The sequence below is a fragment of the Rhodoferax sp. GW822-FHT02A01 genome, assembly GCF_038784515.1.
GTDB lineage: Bacteria > Pseudomonadota > Gammaproteobacteria > Burkholderiales > Burkholderiaceae_C > Allorhodoferax.
In genome coordinates this window covers 5,158,249-5,178,952 of the sequence record NZ_CP152376.1, presented here as the reverse complement: position 1 = coordinate 5,178,952, position 20,704 = coordinate 5,158,249, and the positions used below count along the sequence as shown (strand labels likewise).

The window sequence follows — 20,704 nt, the reverse complement described above, 5'->3', positions numbered from 1 at the left end:
CAGTCTCTGTTGCGTTGTGAGTCAAACAGCCTTGCGGCGAATCCCGATGGAGGAACCTGCCTGCGCCGGGCGCGGCAAGGCAGCGTGCGCGGTGTGAATGGCCTGGATGCGCTCCAGCAGCCAGGGCGGCATGGGTGCGGCGCGCTCGGCTTTCATGTCCACATGCAGCAGCATCTGTTCGCCAGTGGCCAGCAGCACGCCGGTCTTGCCATGGAACATGCTGTGGAAGATGTGTACGCGTTTGGCGTCCACATCCAGCACCTGCAGCGTGAGCTTGAGCGGATCGTCCACGGAGGCTTCGCGTATGTTGTGGATATGGGTCTCGACGGTGTAGAGCGACAGGCCCTGTTCGTCGCGGTAGCGTTCGTCGATGCCGATGAAGCGGAAGAAGGCGTCCGAGCTGTCACCAAACACCAGCAGAAAGCAGGACTCGCTCATGTGGCCGTTGTAGTCCACCCATTGCGGTTGCACGGTGGGGGAGTGCAGTTGCAGGGGGGCCGGTATGGGGGCCGTGGGGTCCCAGGGTTTGGCGGGCGTGTTTTCCAACGGGGTGGTGACGCGGCCTGCTTGTTGGTGTGGATCGGTCATCGGTTTGAATGGTTCGTTCTGGTGGTATTGCTGGGAACCCATTTGTGCACGTTGTGGTGGTTCAGTCGCTGACAGCGGGGTGGCTGTTTCCGTCCGTGTCCCCCGCCCTGCGGGCTCCTCCTTTACCTACCGGAAACAGCCACCCCGCTGTCAGCGACAAGTTCGGGTGTTTCAACGTTGCATTCAACATCCTTGGCGCACCAACAGTGGTAGCGGACGCAGGACGGCATGGCACACCGCTGCGGTAGGTAAAGGAGGAGCCCGCGCAGTGGGCGGGGGACACGGACGCAGCGGTGTGCCATGCCGTCCTGTGTCCAGTGAAGCTGCCGCCTGAATACATGGGCTATTCCAAGGCTACTTGCGCGGCACAGGCAACGCAATACTGCGCCCCGCATTGGCAGGCCGTGGCAGTGCCGCATGCGCCTGAGCCAATGGCAACAGAAGCGCTGCCACCTGCGGCGCAAACGGTGCAGTCTTGGGCCCCGTCTCCGCGTTGGACACATCGATGTTGGAGAGTATCTGCTCGTTGGTCGCCAAGAGCGTTCCGTCGTCCTGGCGGTGCAGGCTGTGGAACAGATGCACCCGCTTGGCGTCCACACCCAGGATCTGCGTACGCACCTCCACCATCACACCCTCGTGCACCTCCTGGATGTAGTTCAGGTGCACCTCCAGCGTGTACATGGTGTGGCCCGTCGCCTTGCGGCCTGCCCCGTCCAGGCCGATGCGCTCCATCAGCCCATCCGTGGCCAGGCTGAAGATCACCAGGTAGTAGGCGTCGTTCAGATGGCCGTTGTAGTCCACCCAGGCCGGCTGCACCGGGCCTTGCCAACTGATCAAGAGGTTACTCATCGAGCGAAATGCCGTGCTTGATCTTGGTGGCGCGGATGGCCGCTTGCACCGCCATCAGGCAGTCGTCACGGTAACGCTCGAGGTCGGCAATGCTGTGGTTGCCCAACTGGTCCTTGGTGCCGTCCACCACCTTGTCGATCAGCGCGTCGGTGAGTTCGGGCGCCACCAGCTTGGTCCAGGGCAGCTTGAGTGCGGGGCCGAACTGCGCCATGAAGTGGCGCATGCCGGCGTCGCCGCCAGCCAGCGTGTAGATCAGGAAGCTGCCCATGAAGGACCAGCGTATGCCCGCACCATAGCGAATGGCATCGTCGATCTCGCCGGTGCTGGCCACGCCTTCGTTGACCAAGTGCAGGGCCTCGCGCCACTGGGCTTCGAGCAGGCGGTCGGCGATGAAGCCGGGCACTTCCTTGCGCACATGCAGGGGCTTCATGCCCAGGTTTTTGTAGACGGTGATGGCGGCCTGCTTGGCTTCTTCCGAAGTCTTTTCACCGCCCACCACTTCCACCAGCGGCAGCAGGTAGACCGGGTTGAACGGATGGCCCACCAGGCAACGCTCGGGGTTTACTGCCTTGGCATAGAACTCCGTGGGCAGCAGGCCGGACGTGGAGGAGCCGATGATCACATCGGGCTTGGCTGCGGCGCTGATCTTGGCGTGCAGGTCGATCTTGAGCGACAGCGTTTCGGGTGCGCTTTCCTGGATGAAGTCGGCATCCTTCACGCACTCTTCCACGGTGGCCATAAAGCGCAGGCGCTCGGGCGATGCGCCGGGCTTGAGGCCGTTGGCGATCAGCGCGGGCCAGCACTTCTTGATGCGGTCACGCAGATTGGCCTCGGCATTGGGCGCCGGGTCCCAGGCGATCACGTCCAGGCCGTTGGCCAGCGCGCGGGCGATCCAGCCGCTGCCGATCACGCCGGTGCCCAGTGCTGCAAAAGTCTTGATGTCGGTCTTGAATGTCATGTGTTGTCCTGTGGTTCAGAAGAAAGAAGGGCTCAGCGTTTCTTGAGGTTCATCTTGATGCGGCCTTCAGCCGGTGTCATGGGCTTGGCTCCCATGCATTCGATCAGCTTGATCACGCGCTCCACCAGCGTGCCGTTGCTGGCGGGTACACCCTTGTCCAGCCACAGGTTGTCTTCCAGACCCACGCGCACATTGCCGCCCAGCAGAATGGCTTGCGCCGCCATGGGCATCTGCAGGCGGCCGATGCCAAAGCCGGCCCAGGTCACGCCAGCGGGCAGGTTGTCCACCATGGCCTTCATGGTGGTGGTGTCGGCGGGGGCGCCCCATGGAATGCCCAGGCAGAGCTGGAACAGCGGGTCGAACAGCAGGCCTTCCTTCATCATCTGCTTGGAGAACCACAGGTGGCCGGTATCGAAGATTTCCAGCTCGGCCTTCACACCCAGCTCGGTGATGCGCTTGGCACCTACGCGCAGGGCTGTGGGGGTGGAGACATAGATGGTGTCGCCATCGCCAAAGTTGAGCGTGCCGCAGTCCAGCGTGCAGATGTCGGGCAGCAGCTCTTCCACATGCACCAGGCGGGTCAGCGGGCCGACCAGGTCGGTGCCGGGGCCGTACTGCGTGGGCGTTTCGCCCGGGCCGATTTCCAGGTCACCGCCCATGCCGGCGGTCAGGTTGACGATGACGTCCACGCCCGAGGCCTTGATGTGCTCCATCAGCTCGCGGTAGAGCGCCGGATCACGGCTGCCTTTGCCGGTTTGCGGGTCGCGCACATGGCAGTGCACCACGGTGGCACCGGCGTTGGCCGCTTCGATGGCGGCGTCGGCAATCTGGCGCGGTGTGACCGGCACATGGGGGTTCTTGCCAGCGGTGTCGCCAGCGCCGGTCACGGCGCAGGTAATGATGATGTTCTGGTTCATAGGGCGTAGTCCGGTTCTTGTTGGTTGAGGATGGTTTTGAGGGCGGTGAAATGCAGGTTGGAAAATTCGGTGGGGTAGTCGTTCCACTGGCGGCAGGCCACTGCGGCCACGTCGTCGGGGATCAGCGCCAGTTCGCGTCCGGTGGCCAGGGCCGCCAGTTGCAGGGCGCAGGCTTTCTCCAGGTAGTACAGCTCGTCAAAGGCCTGGGCCACGGTGGGAGCGACCACGATCACGCCGTGGTTGCCCATGAACAGCACGCTCTTGCCGTGCTCCATCAGGGCGGCCACGCGGGCACCTTCGTCCGTGTGCAGCGCCATGCCGGCATAGCCGCGGTCGTAGGCAATGCGCTTGTGGAAGCGGCAGGCGTTCTGGTCCAGCATCAGGAACTCGAAGTCTTTGAGGCAGCACAGCGTGGTGGCGCTGTGCATATGCGTGTGCAGGATGCAGCGCGCCTGTGGCAGCTTCTGGTGCAGGGCCGCATGCAGCGTCCAGGCCGTGGGGTCGGGCGCATGGGGGCCCTGGTAGGTTTCGGGCTTGTCCAGGTTGAGCAGCAGCAGCTCGCTGGCGCGCACCAGGGAAAAATGCGCGCCCACCGGGTTGAGCAGGAACTCCCGGCCCGTGTCGTCGGTAGCCACGCTGAAGTGGTTGGCAATCGACTCATGCATGTTCAGCCGCGCCGCCCAGCGGAAGGCGGCTGCCAGGTCTTGTCGCAAGGTGTGAATGTGTGTCATGGTGGGAGCATCGTAGGCCGCTACAGGGGCCGCGTCTCCCTGTGCAACGACTTGTTGTTGACGAAAAGCGACAGACTTGAATCGGGGTTTTCCATGGGGAGACGCAATGAGGGCAGGCAGCACAGCCTGTAGCATCGCGCCCCATGGCTACCGACCTCACCTTTTCCGCCGACAGCACCATTCGCAACGAGCGCCGCGATTTCTCCGAATGGCATCGGGGCCGATCTATCTACGCGCTATGGGCACTGCAGTTCGACACCACGCCCTTGAAGCCACGCATGCAGGCCGCGCAAGAGGCGTTGGCCGATCTTCTGTTGCCGGGCTACGAAAGACAGCCACATGTCACGCTCAGCCTGTGCGGCTTTCCCAGCGCCCAGCCGCAATTCGACGATGATTTCGGACCGGCCTTGGTGCAAGCCCAGTTGCGCACCTTGCAGCAGGCAAACCCCACGGGTTTCGAGATCGCCATAGGCGGCCTGGACAGCTTTACCAGCGTGCCGTACTTCACCGTGCGCGACACGGCTGGACAGCTGCATGCCCTGCGCCATTGCCTGCAGCAAACGCCCGCCATTGCCGCCCACGGCGATTACACGCCGCATGTGACCATCGGCCTGTATGTTGACGTCTTCCCTATGGACTACGTGCTGCAGCGCTTGCGCGCAGTGGCGCTGCCTGCAGATCTGCATCTGCCGGTGACAGGCCTGTCCTTGCTGGGCTACCAGGCTGCGCACATTGGCGGGCCGCTGCACTGTGTGGCCAGCTATGCCTTTGCGGACCAGGCGCTGCAGTGGCACGGCGCGCCCTGGTTTGCGCTGGACGAGAGTCTGGTGCTTCAGTAACTGTGCTGGCGATGGATGTGCTTGGCCACCTGGATGCCGTGGGCAAATGACGTGGCCACACAGGGGTGAAAGGTCTGGCTGATCTCACCCGCTGCATACAGATGCGGCACCGAGGTTTCGCCCCAGAGGTTGGCCGCCACAAAACCAAGCGGCGTACGCTGCAGTGCTTGCAGACCTTCGGGGACCACGGCCTCGAAACCGAACTGCACGCTGATGGCATCAAAAACTTGTCCGTTGACCGTCATGTCACGCTGGCGCACTTCAAACGGGCCCACCACCACATCGCTGGCCGGTACCGCTGCGCGCAGCACATGTTGGGCACGCACGGCCCGGGCAAAGAGGGTGACGGACTGCGCACCGCGCCGCATGATGAAGCCGTATTGGTCAAAGGCGTTGTCGCCACCGCCCAGGAAGGCAACCCGCTTGCCTTGAACCTCCAGTGCCTCAGTGTTGTGGCCAGGTCCTATGGCCACAGCGCCCGCGTTGTGGAAACCGCCGCTACGAAAGCGCGCGCCAGTGGCCAGCACCACTTGCGGGGCCTGCAAGATGCCGCCATCTTCAAGCTCGACGGCAAAGCCGGTCGCGTTGGGTGATATCGCACGCACGCCAACGCCGGTTCGCAGGTCCACACCTGCGAACCGCAGCTGTGCATCGAGTCGCGCGGCAATCTCCTGGCCGGTGGCGTCCATCAAAGACGGCAGCCAGCGGTTTTCATAGGGGCTGAAAGTCTGCAGGCCGCCGGCCTGTGCACAGCGCTCCAGCAGCGTGACCGGGCAACCCAGCTGGTGCAACCACAGGGCGCAGGCGCTCCCGGCGGGGCCGGCTCCTATGACCAGGGTTGCAGCCGGGTTCATGGCGTGCGTCTGCCCAAAGCCAACAGGCCAGTGGAGAGGGATGTCCCGGCAATGATGACCAGCGCGCACACCACCATCCAACCGGTCACAGTCTCGCCCAGCAGCAGCACGCCATAGAACACGGCAAATGCGGGAATGGCAAAGGTCACTGCCAGGGCGCGGGAGGGGCCGGCCCGCTCAATCAGGCGGAAATACAGCACGTAGGCCAGACCCGTGCAGAGCACGCCCACCACAAGCACTGCCAGCCAGGCCTGCAGGCTAGGCGTTTGCGCAGGCCAGGTTGTCAGCATCAACGGAATCAGAAACAACGAGGCTCCAATCTGGCTGCCGGTCGCAGACACCAATGAAGGCAGGCCACCCATCCAGCGTTTGGCCACGCTGGCCGAAAGGCCGTAGCACAGGGTTGCCAGCAGGCAGGCCAGGATGGCCCAACCGGTGGACTGGCCGCTGGCATCGGGTTTGAAGCTGGCCTTGTCCCAGGCCAGCATGGTCACGCCCGCAAATCCGATGGCCAGGCCCAGCATGCGGGATTTTGTGGGCCGCTCACCCAGCCATATCCAGGCTATCAACGCGCCGAACAGCGGCACGGTGGCGTTCAATATGGCAGACAGGCCCGAGGTGATGGACAGCAACGCAAAACTGAAGCAGGCAAAGGGAATGGCCGAATTCATGACACCCACGACACAGGTGAGCTTCCAGTGCTGGCGCAAAGAATTCCCCAGACCTTTGAACAGCAGCAAGGGCACCAGGAACAAGGTGGCCACGCACACGCGCAGACCCGCCGCAGGAAAGACGCCGAACTCTTTGGACGCCACCCGCATGAACATGAAGGATGCTCCCCAGATGGCGGCCAGGAGCACGAAGTCCACCACCCATGGTTTGTTGTTGTTGGTTGTCATGCGGCTATTGTCTTTGGCTGTGATTTTTCCAGCTGGAGCAAGGTTGTTTTGCGGTCCAGTCCACCGGCATAGCCGGTTAGCGAGCCATCGGCGCCGACCACGCGGTGGCAGGGCACCACGATGCTGATCGGGTTGCGACCTACCGCGGCACCGACGGCGCGCACAGCGCTGCTCTTGCCGATGCGCTGGCTCAGCGTTCCGTAGGAAATGGTTTGCCCCGCAGGAATATCCAGCAGCGCCTGCCAGACCTGTTGCTGAAACGCAGTGCCTTGGGATGTGTCCAGCGGCAGGTCAAAGCGCTGGCGCGAACCGGCAAAGTACTGGCGCAATTGCGCGGCGGCCTGCAGCAGCACGGGGTGGTCGTCTTGCGCGGGCCAATGGTTGATATCGGGCATGTGCTTCTGGCCATCGAACCAGACGCCAGCCAGCCCGGCGTCGCTGGCGGCCAGCGTCATGCGGCCCAATGGGCTCTCGAAGCTGCAGCGCACCAGTCCGGTTGGGGTGTTTCTGCTTGTCATGGGGTGTCTCCTTGTGCGGATAGGGAATGCCAGGCGCGCACCACCGCATAGCTGCGCCAGGGGCGCCATGCTTGCGACAGACGCTCTGCTTCCCGCGCCGGATGGGCGTGCTGGCGCACGTCCAGCGCGAACTGCAAAGCCACGTCACCGGCAGGGAAGGCATCGGGCCAGCGCAATGCACGCATGGCGATGTAGCTGGCGGTCCAGGGGCCGATGCCGGGCAATTCCTGCAGCGCGGCCATGGTGCGGGCCACGTCGCCGCCCGGCTGCAAGAGGATCTGACCGCTGGCCACAGCCTGGGCCAGCGCGGTGATGGCGGCCTGGCGCTGCTTGACGATGCCCAGTGCACCTAAGGTGTCGCCGCTGGCATGTGCCAAACGAAGGGCATCGGGGAAGAGGTGGGAGAGCGCAACAAAGGGTGTTGCAAGTGGCGCACCCAGCGCCTGCACCAGGCGGCTGCTGAGCGTGCGTGCGGCAGCCACGGTGATTTGCTGCCCCAGAATGCCACGCACGGCGAGTTCCAGTCCGTTGAGCGTGCCAGGTACGCGCAACCCTTCCATGCCAGCAAAGCGCTCACCCAGAATGGCGGCAATGGCATCCGGTTCGGCGTCCAGGTCCAGCAGGTCGCGCAGCTCGGCCATCAGCTGGGGCAGGGCCGGCGCCAGGGACTCACTGAGCAGAAACTCCACGGCACATTGCGCGGGCACAAAGTGCGCCTGCACCCATCCCGCAAGCGTGTTGCCATTGCAATCCACGGCTATGGTGCGCCGGTAGGTCAGGGCGGCACGGTCCACCATTTCGACGCCGGGTATGGCACGCGTTTGCAGAAAAGCCAGCATGGCGTCAACGTCATAAGGTGGGCGGTAGCTGGCCTTGAGAGGGATGCCATGCACCGCAGCGCCAAGAGACTCCGTCTTGGCCCGCGCAGTGGCCTTGCCGGTTGCCACGTCCAGGGTCATGGCCCTGCTGGTTTTGCGCAGGGCACTGGGTTGCAGCCGGTAGTGCGCCACAAACGCAGCATTGAAGCGTCGCAGGCTGGCAAAGCCGCTCAGTGCTGCCACCTGGGTGACGGGAAGCTGCGTGTCGGTCAGCAATTGCTTGGCGCTGAGCAGGCGCCGCGTCTGCAGATACTGCAATGGCGACACGCCCCATTGCGCCTCAAAGATGCGGCGCAGATGCCGGTCGCTCACGCCCAACTTGGCCGCCACATCGGCCATGCTGCTGGCTTGTGCGGAGCGCGCCAGCTGGTCCAGCAAGCCAGCGGCCTGCTGCGCCAGGATGCCGGAGGCGTCCTGTGTGGACCAGGTGGCGCTGGACATTTGCGGAGCGATCTCCGGCCGGCAACGCAGGCAGGGGCGGAACCCTGCCGATTCGGCTTGGGCCGCCAGGGTAAAGAACGTGCAGTTTTCGGCCTTGGGTGTGCGCACCTTGCAGACCGGCCGGCAATAGATGCCGGTACTGCGCACCCCGGTAAAAAAGCGTCCATCAAAACGCGCATCCCGGGTCTTGAGGGCCAGGTAGCAGGCATCGTCATCAAGGGTAGAGGAAGCGGTGGACATGGCTGCATGATACGCACGGCATGTCACAAAACTCGCCGTTTACGGACATGTGCCTGTCACAGTCTGCCCCTACCTTGTCCTGCGGTATGTCAAGGTTCCCTGCACCTACAATGCGGGACGATCAAGACCACAGCTCCAAAGCATCGTTACAAGGGAATTTCATGCAAATCAGCGCTGGCATTTTCAAGGCCTACGACATCCGGGGCATTGTCCCCTCCACCCTCACCGAAGACGTTGCCCTGGGCCTGGGACGTGCCTTTGGCAGCATTGCCGTGGCACAAGGCCAAACCACCGTGGCCGTGGGCCGCGACGGGCGCCTGAGCGGCCCCATGCTGTCCGCCGCATTGATCCGTGGTCTGGTGGAAGCGGGTGTGCAGGTCATTGATGTGGGCATGGTCACCACGCCCATGCTGTACTTCGCAGCCAATACCCTGTGTGCCAGCGGCATCCAGGTTACCGGCAGCCACAATCCGCGCGACTACAACGGCTTCAAGATGGTCCTGGGTGGCAAGGCCATCTATGGTGATGAGATCCAGGCGCTGCGCCGCATGATCGAAAGCGATGGCTGGACCTTGCAGGCAGGTGGGTCCTGCAAGCAGGTAAACGTGCTGGCCGACTACACTGCACGCATCGTCGGAGACATCAAGCTCGCGCGCCCACTCAAGATCGTGGTCGACTCGGGCAATGGTGTGGCCGGTGCGTCGGCGCCCGGCATTCTGCGCGCCATCGGCTGTGAAGTCACCGAACTCTTCAGCGAAGTGGATGGCAATTTTCCCAACCACCACCCCGACCCCAGCAAGCCCGAAAACCTGCGCGACCTGATTGCCGCACTCAAGACCAGCGGCGCCGACCTGGGGCTGGCCTTTGACGGCGACGGCGATCGCTTGGGTATCGTCACCCGCGAAGGCAACAACATCTACCCGGACCGCCAGATGATGCTGTTCGCGCAGGACGTGCTCACGCGTGTGCCAGGTGGCACCATCATCTTTGACGTGAAGTGCTCGCAGCGGCTGGCACCTGCCATTGAGGCGGCTGGCGGCAAGGCACTGATGTTCAAGACCGGCCATTCCCTGATCAAGGCCAAGATGCGCGAGATCGGCTCCCCGCTGGGCGGCGAGATGAGCGGCCACATCTTCTTCAAGGAGCGCTGGTACGGATTCGATGACGGCACTTATGCGGGTTGCCGTCTGCTGGAAATCGTCAGCCGCGCTGCCGACGTGGGCGCGGTGCTGGACGCTTTGCCTACCAGCTTCTCCACGCCAGAACTCAATGTGTCCTGCGCCGAAGGCCAGGCCCATGGCTTGGTGGACCAACTGGTGGCCAAGGTGAATTTCCCGGCTCCGGCCGTTGTGAACACCATTGACGGCCTGCGCGTGGACTGGCCCGATGGCTTTGGCCTGGTGCGCGCCTCCAACACCACGCCGGTGCTGGTGCTGCGTTTTGAAGGCCACACGGCTGCCGCGCTGGAGCGCATCCAGAGCGCCATGCTGGAGCTGCTGCGCTCGGTCAAGCCTGACGCAAAAATCGAGGAAGCAGCGCATTGAGCCTGGATCCGAATTCGGCGCCGCGCATTCTCATCGTCAAGCTGTCTTCCTTGGGAGATGTGGTGCACGCCATGGCGGCGGTGCAGGACATCCGGCGCGCGCTGCCGCGCGCGCAGATTGACTGGGTGGTTGAACGGGGTTTTGCACCCCTGGTGGCGCGCTGCGAAGGTGTGCAGCGGGTCATCCCCTGCGAAATCCGGCGTTGGCGCAAGGCCCTTTTTTCAGCGCAGACGCGCAAGGAATGGCGGTCTTTCAAGACCGAGCTGCAGGCACAGGCTTACGACGCGGTCATTGATCTGCAAGGCCTGACCAAATCCGCATTGGTTTCCTGGCTCACCCGCATCAAGGTGGGTGGCTTGCGCTTTGGGCTGGCCAACCGCACCGATGGTTCCAGCTTTGAAGCGCCGGCACGCTGGGTGGCGGACCGAGCCATCACGCTGGAGCCGCATGTGCACGTGGTGCAGCGCTCACGCCTTCTGTGCGCGCAGGCCCTGGGGTATGAGCTGCAAGGTGAGCCGGTGTTCGGATTGCGCGCCGGTGCGCAGGCCGCCGTGCAGCCGCAACCACGAGCACAAAACTCCTTGCTGGCCCAAGCGGGTGCGGCGGCCAACCCGTTTGCACCGCGCAAGTCGGTGGTGGCGCTGGTGCATGGCACTTCCCGCGCCGACAAGGAGTGGCCGCTGCAGTCCTGGATAGAGCTTGGCAAGCGGCTCAACCACAGCGGCTTCTGCGTGGCCCTGGCCCATGGCAACCCGGCAGAAAAGGCCGTGAGCGAAAAGATCGCAGCGGAGTTGGCGGATGCCTGGGTCTGGCCTAGCATGCCACTGGATGCGCTCACCGATACCATGGCCCATTGCGCCGGTGTGATCGGGGTGGACAGCGGCCTGAGCCATATCGCTGTTGCCCTGGGGCTGCAGCATGTGCAGATCTACAACTTTGATACCGCCTGGCGCACCGGTGTGAACAATGCGCACCAGGTCAGCGTCTATGCACAACCCACGCCGGATGTGGACAGCGTGTGGCGGGCCTGGGATGCACTGGACACCCCGGTGCTGTGCCAATGATTCTTTCGCTCTACTCCCTGGCCATGTGGATGGTGCAGCCGCTGGTGCGACGCAAGCTGCGCCGGCGTGCAGTGGATGAGCCACGATACGGCCATGCGGTGGAGCAGCGTTTCGGCCATTACGAAGGTGTGCCGCGACCTGCCTCCGGGGGAGGTCCGTTGATATGGGTGCATGCGGTATCGCTTGGCGAAACGCGTGCGGCCGCCGTACTGATTGAGGCCTTGCGCCAAGATAACCCCGGTATGCGTTTGCTGCTGACGCACGGCACGGCTACTGGATGGGAGCAGGGCAGCAGCCTGCTGAAAGCGGGCGATGTGCAGGTCTGGCAGCCGTGGGATACGCCTGCCGCGGTGCAACGTTTTCTGCGGCACTTCCAGCCGCACGTCGGGTTGCTGATGGAGACCGAAGTCTGGCCGAATATGGTGGCTGCCTGCGTGCGGGCCAAGGTGCCGCTGTGTCTGGTCAATGCGCGCATGAGTGAACAGTCCCAGCGCAAGGCGCGGCGGCTGAGCTGGTTGTCCGGGTCGGCCTTTGCCGGGCTGCATCTGGTTCTGGCGCAGACCGAAGAAGACGCGGCACGGCTGCGTGCCTTGGGTGCCACGGTGCAGGCTGTGACTGGCAATCTGAAGTTTGATGCCACTCCCGATGCGGACAAGCTCTTGCGCGGCCGCCGCTGGCGCGCAGGCAGTGACAAGCCCGTGCTGATGTTTGCCAGCTCGCGTGAAGGCGAGGAGCAGATGCTTATCGATGCGCTGCGCCGCCAGCCCGCACTGCCCATGCAGTGGCTTGTCGTGCCGCGCCATCCGCAACGCTTTGACGCGGTGGCGGAGTTATTTCAGTCTGTAGGTTTCAGCGTCTCGCGCCGCTCAACCTGGGCCGATGCACCGCAGACTGCCGATGTATGGCTGGGTGATTCACTGGGAGAAATGCCGCTGTATTTCGGTCTGGCCGACATGGCTTTGTTGGGCGGCAGCTTTGCGCCTCTGGGCGGGCAGAACCTGATTGAGGCGGCGGCCTGTGGCTGCCCGATCGTGATGGGGCCGCACACCTTCAATTTTGCGCAAGCTGCGGAAATGGCTGAGGAAGCGGGTGCTGCGCTGCGCTGCGCGGATCTGGAAGACGCGCTACGCAAGGCGCTGCCTATCGTGAGCGATGGGCCGGCTCTGGAGCGCGTGCGTCACACGGCCCTGGCCTGGAGCCAGGCCCACCGGGGTGCCACGCGGCGAACGCTGGAGGCGCTCAGGGCGCTAATTGGGTGTTGATGGGCTGCAGGTCGTCTTCGTTGAGCAGACCGGTCGCCTGACGCAGCTTGAGGCCGCCCACCAGCACGTCGTAACGGGCCTTGGCCAGCGTGGCCTTGGTGGAGTAGAGCTGGCTTTGCGCATTGAGCACATCGATGTTGATCTTCACGCCCACCTGGTAGCCCAGCTTGTTGGCGTCCAGCGCGCTTTGCGTGGAGATTTCAGCCGCCTCATAGGCCTTTACCTGGGACAGACCGGATTGCAGACCCAGGAATGCCGTGCGGGTTCCCTGTGCCACGGAGCGCTTGGCTGCGTCCAGGTCGTTGCGGGCCTTTTCCTCCAGGGCCAAGGTCTCCTTGACCCGGTTCTGGATGGAGTAACCGGCAAACAGCGGCAGGCTGAAGTTCAGGCCCACGCTGGCGACATTGGCGGTGTAAGACGTGCTGGAGGTTGAACTGCCGTTGTTGTTGGCAGCGCTGTAGCTGCCGACCAGATCCAGGGTGGGCTTGTGACCGTCTTGTGCCTTCTCGGTCTCCAGCTTGGCCACATCCAGAGCGATCTGAGCCTGCTTGATCACCGGGTTGTTGGCCTCGGACTGCTGCACCCAAGGCTCCACATCCGCTGGCTGTACATCGCTGAGTTTGACCGGGGCGCGCAGCGGCTTCGGTGCCGTGCCGCTTCTGCCCACCAACTGATCCAGCGCCACGGATTTGACACGCAGGTCGTTTTCCGCTGCCAGCTCCTGGGCCACGACCAGGTCGTAGCGGGCTTGTGCATCGCGGGTGTCCACGACGGTGGAGGTGCCCACCTGGAAGTTGCGCTTGGCGGACGCCAATTGCTCGGCGGTGGCAGCCTTCTGGCTGCGCACAAAGGTCAGGTTGTCTGTGGCGGCCAATACGTCGAAGTAGGCCTGGCTGACCCGCACGATCAGATCCTGCTCGGCGGCTTGTAGTTGTGCCTGCGAAATTTCTGCCTGCTTCTTGCCTTGCTCATAGGTAGCCCAGTTGCCGGGGCGGTACAGGGGCTGCGTTGCGGACAGCGCTGCTGACTGGGTGTTGTAGTTGCGGCCGTCCAGCGATGCCAGGCTACTGGTCTGATTGGTCTGGCTTGCACTGGCGCCCAGTCCAACCGAGGGCAGTATGCCCGCCTTGGCCTGATCACCCTTGGCGATGTTGGCATCAGCCTGCGCCTTAGCCGACAGGTAAGTAGCGTCATAGCTCTTGGCGGCCGCGTACAAGTCAACCAGGCTCTGTGCCTGCGCCATGCCGGAAAGGCCGGCTCCCAGGGCTACCAGCAGTGGCAGGAGATTCGTGGAGAGTGGGTTGCGAGTACGGTTCATGGAGTGCTTTCGATGGAGCGGATTTCAGGCTAAGGCAATGGATGTCAGTAGGTATTCAGACTGGGGTCCACTTCGGCTGCCCACGCATGGATACCCCCGGCAATATTGGCCACATTCTCAAAACCACGGCTGGCCAGAAACTGGGCGACCTGCATGCTGCGTCCGCCGTGGTGACACAGGCAGGCGACCGGCTGCTGCGGGTCCAACTCGGCCAGGCGCAGCGGGATCGTGCCCATGGGGATGGTCAGCAATGTAAAGCCGTCGGGCTTGACGCTGGCGATCTGCAGCTCCGCCGGTTCGCGCACATCCAGCACGACGGGTTCGCCATGTGCGCGTGCCTGTTCCAGCCAGGCGGACAAGTCCTTGGGACGGAATTGAGAAATCATGGGATATGCCTGAATAAGACGTTCGGATCAGAACGTGAAGCGTGACACCTGCGCAAAGTTCTGCAGACGCGGTGCGTCGCAATCCCAAGGCTGGCTGGTGCGGAAATCTGTGGCACTGGTGCGCGTGATGATGGTGGCGCGCATGATCGGGTCGTCTCCCACGATGGCTGCCAGGCGGCCGCCGATCTTGAGTTGATCGAGTAATTTGTGGGGCACATCCGCCACCGAGCCACCCAGCACGATGACATCGAAGGGGCCTTGTGCCGCTGCGCCCTGTGAGCCGTCACCCTGGCGTACGTCGACGTTGGTAATGCCGGCCTTCTGCAGATTGCTCTTGGCAAATGCAACCAGTTCGGGCGAGAGTTCCAGTGACAGCACGCGCGCTGCACGGCGGGCCAGCAGGGCGGTCAAAAAGCCGGAGCCGGTGCCGATTTCCAGCACGCTGTCGGTCTTTTGCACGGCTGCGTCCTGCAGCAGACGTGCTTCCACACGGGGAGTCAGCATGTACTGCCCGCCAGGCAGCGGAATTTCCAGATCGGCGTAAGCCAGTGCCTTGTGTTCCGGCGGTACAAACTCGTCACGACGAACCGATGCCAAAAGGTCCAGAACGCCGGAGTCCAGCACATTCCAAGGGCGGATCTGCTGTTCAATCATGTTGAAGCGGGCGGTTTGGATGTCAAAAGCAGGCATAAAATACTCCTAGGGGGTATATTGGTGAATTCTAATCAATTCTAGGGGACTGCGGACCTGATCTCCCACCCAGAATGCGTTTGGCCCATTGCGCCAAATCATCCATGTAGCAGTACACCACGGGTACGACGACCAAAGTCAGCAAAGAAGACGTGATTACCCCGCCTATTACCGCCTGACCCATCGGTGCGCGCTGCTCGGCGCCTTCGGTCAACGCAAATGCCAGGGGCACCATGCCAAACACCATGGCCAGCGTGGTCATGAGGATGGGGCGCAGCCGGACCCGGGCGGCCATCAGCAATGCCTCGTTGCGTGGCAGACCTGGGACAGTTTGACCCGTGTCGTCCACCCGCTCGTCGCGGGCGCGGATGGCAAAGTCCACCAGCAGGATGGCATTTTTGGTGACCAGACCCATCAGCATCACCACACCGATCACCGAGAACATGGACAGGGTGGAGTTGAACATCAGCAGCGCCAGCACCACGCCGATCAGAGTGAGCGGCAGCGCGGTCATCAGTGCCAACGGCTGTCCGAAGCTCTTGAACTGGCTGGCCAGAATCATGTAGATGAAGATGATGGCCATGGCCAGGGCCGAGACCGCATAGGCAAACGACTCGGCCATGTCCTTGGTGGAACCGCTGAACTGGTAGCGGTAGCCGGGTGGCATGGCGATGGTATCCATCGCGGCCTTGATGTCGGCGGACACCTCGCCGGCGGAGCGGCCCGAGACGTTGGCATTGATGGACACCTCGCGTGTCAGGTCGCGCCGGTTGATCTGGTTGGGGCCGGTAGAAGGCACCACGTGCGCCACTTGGTTGAGCCGGACGATGCGGGTGCTGCCATCCGGGTTGGTAAGGGCAAAGGGCAGCAGTTCCATGTCCTGCGCGCTGTTGCGTGCCTCGGGCGCCAGGCGCACGTTGACGTCGTAGGTCTGGTCATCCGGCGCGCGCCAGTTGCCCACCGTGGTGCCTGCCACGAGTGTGCGCAATGCGTTACCGATTTGCCCGATAGAGAGTCCCAGATCGGAGGCTGCATCGCGTTGCACCTGTACATCGAGCGTAGGCTTGTTGGGCTTCACGCTGGAGTCCAGGTCCACCAGCCCGGGGATATTGCGTATCTTGCCCATGGCCAGCAAGGTCAGGCGTTCCAGCTCGGCGGTGTCGGAGCCCAGGATGGAGAAGGTCACCGGCTTGTTGCCGCCTATGGGGTCCAGCAGGCCCACATGCGTGACCGTGATGCCCGCCACGCTGGAAAGCCGGTTGCGCAGCACCACCGACATCTGGTCCACGCTGCGGCTGCGCGCCTTGCGGTCCACCAGCCGCACGTAGACGCTGGCGTACATCTTGCCCTGTGCGGTACCTGTGTTGATGGTGGTGAGCGTGTAGCGCACCTCGGGGAACTCGCGCAGTATGGCTTCCACCTGTTTGCTGCGTGATTCCGTTGCCTCCAGCGAGGAGCCTACCGGCGTATAGAAATTGACCGACATTTCAGAGAAGTCGGACTTGGGCACGAATTCGGTACCCAGCAGCGGCACCATCAGGATGCTGGTGGCAAAGACCGCCAGCGCGAGCAGCACGGTTGCCAGCTTGTGCAAGAGGGCCCAGCGCAGGATGCCTTGGTACGCATGGGCCATTTGCTCGGTGGCGGAGTCAAACCAGCCGGTCACACGGCCAATGGTCTTGTCGTACCAGTTTTTGGGGCCATCGGGATGGTTGATGTCCGGGTCTTCCCAGACGCTGGACAACATGGGGTCGAGGGTGAAGCTCACGAACATGGAAATGGCTACGGCCGCCACGATGGTCAGGCCGAACTCGTGGAAGAACTTGCCGATGATGCCGCCCATGAACCCGATGGGCATGAACACCGCCACGATGGACAGGGTGGTTGCCAGCACGGCCAGACCGATTTCCTCAGTGCCATCCATTGCGGCCTGGTAAGCATGCTTGCCCATGGCCACATGGCGCACGATGTTTTCCCGCACCACGATGGCATCGTCTATCAGCAGGCCCACACACAGGCTCAGGGCCATGAGCGTGATCATGTTGATGGTGAAGCCCAGCATGTTCATGAAGAAGAAAGTGCCGATCAGCGCAATCGGCAGCGTCAGCCCGGTGATGACGGTAGAGCGCCAGGAATTCAGGAACAGGAAGACGATGAGCACCGTCAGCGCTGCGCCTTCAATCAGCGTACGCCGTACGTTCTCCACCGAGACGCGGATCTGGCGCGAGCCGTCAGTGATCTGCTCCAGGCGTACGCCGGGTGGCAACTGCTGCTGCATTTCTGCCAGCGTGCGTTGCAGGCCATCGACCACGGCAATGGTGTTTTCATCCTGCGACTTCTGCACGTTCATCAGCAGGGTGCGCTGGCCGTTGTAGAGCGCCAGACTTTCCACTTCCTGAGCGCCGTCGGCGACCCGGGCAATCTGGTCCACCCGCACTGGAACGCCGTTTCGGCGCGTCACGATGATGCGGCCGAAGTCCTCCGGCCGCTTCATGCGCGCCTGGATCTGGATGACTTTTTCCTGCTGCGCGTTGTTGATGGTGCCAATGGGAATTTCCTGGTTCTCGCTGGCCACGGCCGCCCCCACCTGATCGGGCGTGATGGACAGGGACTCCAGTGCCTGCGGGTTGAGGTAGATATTGATCTCGCGGTGGGTGCTGCCCACGGTGGTGACCGAACCCACGCCGCGCACGTTTTCCAGGCGCTTCTGCAATACCTGCTCGGCCCAGTTGCTGAGTTCCACCGCATCCGGCACCTTGCCCTTGGCAGTGGATGCGTCCGGCAACACGGCGACTGACCAGACGGCACGCGCAGCCGGATCGAACCGCAGCACACGCGGCTCCTTGACCTCAGTGCGCAGCAGGGGTTTGATTGCAGCGACCTTTTCGCGTACGTCTTCGGCCGCCTTGCGCCCGTCGATCGACAGGTCGAACTCCAGTATCACTACCGACTGGCCTTCGTAACTGCGCGAAGTCAGTGCCTTGATGCCGGCGATGGAATTAACGCCTTCCTCGATCTTCTTGGAGACTTCACTTTCCACCACTTCGGGCGAAGCGCCAGGGTAGTCCGCTGTAACTACCACTACCGGAAAGTCGACGTTGGGGAATTGGTCCACCTGCAGGCGCTGCAGGGAAAACAGGCCCAACACCACCAGGGCCAGCATGACCATGGTGGCAAAGACCGGGTTCTTCAGGCTGACGCGGGTAAACCACATCAGGGAGTTCCCGCCAAACGCTTGACCGGGGTGCCTGCCAGCAGGGCACCGGCATTGCCCGCCAGTACCGCGGCACCTTCGGGCAGTCCCTGGATTTCAACCATGGCAATGCCGGCGTGTTCACCGGCAGCGCCTAGCCTGACGCTCTGGTGGGCGACTTTGCCATCGGCGATGTACTGGACATAGGGTTGTGGCTTGTCGGTACGTACCGCGTCCAGGGGCACAGCCAGTACTTTCGCATTTCCTATGGCCAACGTGCCTTGTGCGAACAGGCCTTGGCGCAGGCCCGGTGTGTTGCTCACGGAGAAATACACCATGACCGACCGGCTGCCGGCAACCGTGCTGGGGTTGACGCGTGCGACCTTGGCGGTAACAGGTTGCGACAGACCTTCCACCACGAGCTGTGCAGTCTGCCCCGTCTGTACCCGCACCGAATCAGCCGCACCCAGCGCCGCTTCCAGTTCGAGCGACCCCAGGTCCACCACTTCCACCACGCGGGCGTCGATGGCCACACGCTCACCGTTCTGCACCAGACGCTGTGATATCTGACCGTTGATGGGTGATTTCAGAATGGTGTCGTCCAACGATTTGAGAGCCAGATCGGCTCCGGCCTGCGCCGCCTTGTAAGTGGCTTGCGCGGAGGCCAGGTTGTTGAGCGAGTTGTCCAGTGCGGTGCGAGAGATGAAGCCCTGGTCCACCAGGGACTTGTTGTTGTCCAGCGTGCGCTGCGCAATGTCGAGCTGGCCTTTGGCCGATTCGGCCTGTTGCTGCGCCTGGTGTACGCGGGTCTGGTATTCGGAGGTGTCCACACGGGCAATGACCTGGCCCGCCTTGACGTAGTCGCCTTCACGAACGTTAAGCCCCAGCAGCTCGCCCGCCACCTTGGCTTTGACAAAGGCGGAATTCACGGCCTTGAGTGAGCCGGATATGTGCAGCGTTTGCGTCAGCTCGACCGTCTGCGCCTGCAGCATGTCGCTGGGCGCGATTTCTACGAAGGTTTGCTGCTTTTGCGCAGTCTGTTGCGCCTGCTTGGCAGCCTCGCGTGAAGACAGGGCGCGCAGCACACCGGCCGCCAGCAAGGCCGTGACCACTCCCGCCACGACCCATTTCAAGGAGATTTTCATTGCTTGATTTTCTTGTCGGTCGAGTCGGCGCCTGTGTTCGAGCTCAGTCCATGCAGAAGAATATGCAGTTGCGACGCGATATAGCGCGACGGGTCCAGTTCCAGACGCGCGTCGCCGCAGCTGCCGCGACCATGCTTCCACAGGTTCAGAAACATCAGGGGTGCAATGACGCTGAAGACGCTGTAATCCGGATCGATGGCGCGGAACTCGCCGCGCTCCACTCCACGCTGCAGGATGCGCTTGACCAGGTCGTTGCCAGGCTGCACCACTTCCTGCTGGAAGAACTGGACCAGTTCCGGGAAATTGCCGGCCTCACTCATCATCAGCTTGGGCAGGCCGGAGGCGCGCGTGGCACCCACCCGTTCCCACCAGCTGTTCATGCAGTAGTTCAAGAGTTCCTCGCTGCTGCCCTCGAAGGTGTTGAGCTCCTCACCCCATTCGGTAAAGCGCCCACTGATGTTCTCCCGCACAACCGCCTTGAACAACTCGGCCTTGCTGCTGAAGTACAGAAACAGGGTGCCCTTGGACACACCCGCACGCTGCGCCACTTCCTCCACACGGGTGGCGGCATAGCCTTTTTCCAGAAACAGGTCGAGTGCGGCGGCCAGCAGTTCCCCCGGACGGGCATCCTTGCGGCGCTCACGTTTGGCGCGCACGGTGTTTGCGATCTTGCGGATGGGGCAGTTGGTTGACATGAAAATTACTGACTGATGGGTTATTAGTGTAGCTTTGCGCCCCTGCAGGTGTCAATCCATGGCTGGGCCCAAGGGCAAGAGGTACGGCGTACCATCCCCGCTTGGCAATTCACATGAGAGCGATCAGAAGATGTCGAATACATTGCAAACACTGGTGCTGGGCGGTGGCTGTTTCTGGTGTGTGGAAGCGGTCTATGTTCAGGTGCGTGGGGTGCAGGACGTGGAGTCCGGCTATTGCAACGGAGACCTCCCCAATCCGACCTATGAAATGGTGGGTACCGGTCGTTCCGGCTACTGCGAAGTGGTCAAGCTGGTGTATGACCCCGCCCAGGTCAGCACCCGCGAACTGCTGGAAATCTTCTTCGTCATCCACGACCCGACCACGCTCAATCGTCAGGGCAATGACGTCGGCACACAGTACCGCAGCGGCATCTACTTCACTACGGATGAGCAGGAGCAGGTCGCGCGGGAAGTCCTGGCCGAGCTGGCTGCCAGTGGCGTCTACAGCAGCCCGGTGGTGACCGAACTCAAACCGCTGCAGCGCTATGCAGCGGCCGAGGAATATCATCAGGACTTTTTCGAACGCAACCCCAACCAGGGCTACTGCATGGCGGTTGCCGCCCCCAAGGTGGCCAAGTTCCGTAAGACCTTTGCCCGCCTGCAAAAAAGCTGAGGGCGGCTGGTGGCTGGCGCTG

20 protein-coding genes are annotated in these 20,704 nt (G+C 62.8%); 5 read left to right on the top strand and 15 right to left on the bottom strand.

Annotated features, from left to right (window positions below):
* Window positions 1-21: 21 nt before the first annotated feature.
* The 5 genes from AAGF34_RS24470 to AAGF34_RS24450 all read right to left on the bottom strand — a co-directional run bounded on the left by AAGF34_RS24470 (window position 22) and on the right by AAGF34_RS24450 (window position 4,043).
* A complete protein-coding gene (locus tag AAGF34_RS24470) occupies window positions 22-588 on the bottom strand; it encodes a thioesterase family protein (RefSeq protein ID WP_342618320.1) in 567 nt (188 codons plus the stop codon).
* Window positions 589-942: 354 nt separating this feature from the next.
* Window positions 943-1,437, bottom strand: a complete 495-nt coding sequence (locus AAGF34_RS24465; RefSeq protein ID WP_342618319.1) for a thioesterase family protein — start codon at window positions 1,435-1,437, stop codon at window positions 943-945.
* Window positions 1,430-2,395, bottom strand: a complete 966-nt coding sequence (locus AAGF34_RS24460; RefSeq protein ID WP_342618318.1) for an L-carnitine dehydrogenase — start codon at window positions 2,393-2,395, stop codon at window positions 1,430-1,432. Before AAGF34_RS24460 ends, AAGF34_RS24465 begins: the two co-directional genes overlap by 8 nt.
* 32 nt (window positions 2,396-2,427) lie before the next feature.
* The gene (locus tag AAGF34_RS24455) at window positions 2,428-3,312 is read right to left on the bottom strand and encodes a 3-keto-5-aminohexanoate cleavage protein (protein ID WP_342618316.1); all 885 of its coding nucleotides are present in this window, start codon (window positions 3,310-3,312) and stop codon (window positions 2,428-2,430) included.
* On the bottom strand, window positions 3,309-4,043 hold the full coding sequence (locus AAGF34_RS24450) for a class II aldolase/adducin family protein (protein WP_342618315.1): 735 nt from the start codon (window positions 4,041-4,043) through the stop codon (window positions 3,309-3,311). The genes AAGF34_RS24455 and AAGF34_RS24450 overlap by 4 nt, the downstream gene beginning before the upstream one ends.
* 143 nt (window positions 4,044-4,186) lie before the next feature.
* Between AAGF34_RS24450 and AAGF34_RS24445 the strand changes: the two genes are divergently transcribed.
* The gene (locus tag AAGF34_RS24445; RefSeq protein ID WP_342618314.1) at window positions 4,187-4,882 is read left to right on the top strand and encodes a 2'-5' RNA ligase family protein; all 696 of its coding nucleotides are present in this window, start codon (window positions 4,187-4,189) and stop codon (window positions 4,880-4,882) included.
* Here AAGF34_RS24445 and AAGF34_RS24440 read toward each other — a convergent pair.
* Genes AAGF34_RS24440 through AAGF34_RS24425 form a run of 4 tightly spaced genes read right to left on the bottom strand, consistent with a single transcriptional unit; the run spans window position 4,876 to window position 8,712 of the window.
* The gene (locus tag AAGF34_RS24440) at window positions 4,876-5,736 is read right to left on the bottom strand and encodes an FAD-dependent oxidoreductase (protein WP_342618313.1); all 861 of its coding nucleotides are present in this window, start codon (window positions 5,734-5,736) and stop codon (window positions 4,876-4,878) included. The genes AAGF34_RS24445 and AAGF34_RS24440 overlap by 7 nt on opposite strands.
* On the bottom strand, window positions 5,733-6,635 hold the full coding sequence (locus AAGF34_RS24435) for a DMT family transporter (RefSeq protein WP_342618312.1): 903 nt from the start codon (window positions 6,633-6,635) through the stop codon (window positions 5,733-5,735). Before AAGF34_RS24435 ends, AAGF34_RS24440 begins: the two co-directional genes overlap by 4 nt.
* Window positions 6,632-7,153 (bottom strand): methylated-DNA--[protein]-cysteine S-methyltransferase, encoded by a 522-nt coding sequence (locus tag AAGF34_RS24430; RefSeq protein ID WP_342618311.1) that lies wholly within the window; start codon window positions 7,151-7,153, stop codon window positions 6,632-6,634. The genes AAGF34_RS24435 and AAGF34_RS24430 overlap by 4 nt, the downstream gene beginning before the upstream one ends.
* Window positions 7,150-8,712 carry an AlkA N-terminal domain-containing protein gene (locus AAGF34_RS24425; protein ID WP_342618310.1) on the bottom strand — a complete coding sequence of 521 codons (1,563 nt, stop codon included), beginning with the start codon at window positions 8,710-8,712 and terminating at the stop codon, window positions 7,150-7,152. The genes AAGF34_RS24430 and AAGF34_RS24425 overlap by 4 nt, the downstream gene beginning before the upstream one ends.
* 161 nt (window positions 8,713-8,873) lie before the next feature.
* Here AAGF34_RS24425 and AAGF34_RS24420 point away from each other — a divergent pair, with 161 nt between their 5' ends.
* From AAGF34_RS24420 to AAGF34_RS24410, 3 genes are read left to right on the top strand one after another with little or no spacing between them, the layout of a single operon-like run.
* The gene (locus AAGF34_RS24420; RefSeq protein WP_342618309.1) at window positions 8,874-10,256 is read left to right on the top strand and encodes a phosphomannomutase/phosphoglucomutase; all 1,383 of its coding nucleotides are present in this window, start codon (window positions 8,874-8,876) and stop codon (window positions 10,254-10,256) included.
* Window positions 10,253-11,320, top strand: coding sequence for a lipopolysaccharide heptosyltransferase I (gene waaC / locus AAGF34_RS24415; protein ID WP_342618308.1), 1,068 nt, complete (start codon window positions 10,253-10,255; stop codon window positions 11,318-11,320). Before AAGF34_RS24420 ends, waaC begins: the two co-directional genes overlap by 4 nt.
* On the top strand, window positions 11,317-12,582 hold the full coding sequence (locus AAGF34_RS24410; RefSeq protein ID WP_342618307.1) for a 3-deoxy-D-manno-octulosonic acid transferase: 1,266 nt from the start codon (window positions 11,317-11,319) through the stop codon (window positions 12,580-12,582). Before waaC ends, AAGF34_RS24410 begins: the two co-directional genes overlap by 4 nt.
* Here the strand turns inward: AAGF34_RS24410 and AAGF34_RS24405 are convergent.
* From AAGF34_RS24405 to AAGF34_RS24380, 6 genes are read right to left on the bottom strand one after another with little or no spacing between them, the layout of a single operon-like run.
* Window positions 12,560-13,900 carry a TolC family outer membrane protein gene (locus tag AAGF34_RS24405; protein ID WP_342618306.1) on the bottom strand — a complete coding sequence of 447 codons (1,341 nt, stop codon included), beginning with the start codon at window positions 13,898-13,900 and terminating at the stop codon, window positions 12,560-12,562. The genes AAGF34_RS24410 and AAGF34_RS24405 overlap by 23 nt on opposite strands.
* A gap of 44 nt (window positions 13,901-13,944) precedes the next feature.
* On the bottom strand, window positions 13,945-14,286 hold the full coding sequence (locus tag AAGF34_RS24400) for a rhodanese-like domain-containing protein (protein ID WP_342618305.1): 342 nt from the start codon (window positions 14,284-14,286) through the stop codon (window positions 13,945-13,947).
* Window positions 14,287-14,313: 27 nt separating this feature from the next.
* The gene (locus AAGF34_RS24395; protein ID WP_342618304.1) at window positions 14,314-14,976 is read right to left on the bottom strand and encodes a protein-L-isoaspartate O-methyltransferase; all 663 of its coding nucleotides are present in this window, start codon (window positions 14,974-14,976) and stop codon (window positions 14,314-14,316) included.
* A gap of 31 nt (window positions 14,977-15,007) precedes the next feature.
* Window positions 15,008-18,190 carry an efflux RND transporter permease subunit gene (locus AAGF34_RS24390; protein ID WP_342618302.1) on the bottom strand — a complete coding sequence of 1,061 codons (3,183 nt, stop codon included), beginning with the start codon at window positions 18,188-18,190 and terminating at the stop codon, window positions 15,008-15,010.
* Entirely contained in the window at window positions 18,190-19,314 is a 1,125-nt protein-coding gene (locus tag AAGF34_RS24385; RefSeq protein WP_342618301.1) for an efflux RND transporter periplasmic adaptor subunit, read from the bottom strand. Before AAGF34_RS24385 ends, AAGF34_RS24390 begins: the two co-directional genes overlap by 1 nt.
* On the bottom strand, window positions 19,311-20,009 hold the full coding sequence (locus AAGF34_RS24380) for a TetR/AcrR family transcriptional regulator (RefSeq protein ID WP_342618300.1): 699 nt from the start codon (window positions 20,007-20,009) through the stop codon (window positions 19,311-19,313). The genes AAGF34_RS24385 and AAGF34_RS24380 overlap by 4 nt, the downstream gene beginning before the upstream one ends.
* Window positions 20,010-20,139: 130 nt before the next feature.
* Here AAGF34_RS24380 and msrA point away from each other — a divergent pair, with 130 nt between their 5' ends.
* Window positions 20,140-20,682 (top strand): peptide-methionine (S)-S-oxide reductase MsrA, encoded by a 543-nt coding sequence (gene msrA / locus AAGF34_RS24375; protein ID WP_342618299.1) that lies wholly within the window; start codon window positions 20,140-20,142, stop codon window positions 20,680-20,682.
* Window positions 20,683-20,704: the final 22 nt, after the last annotated feature.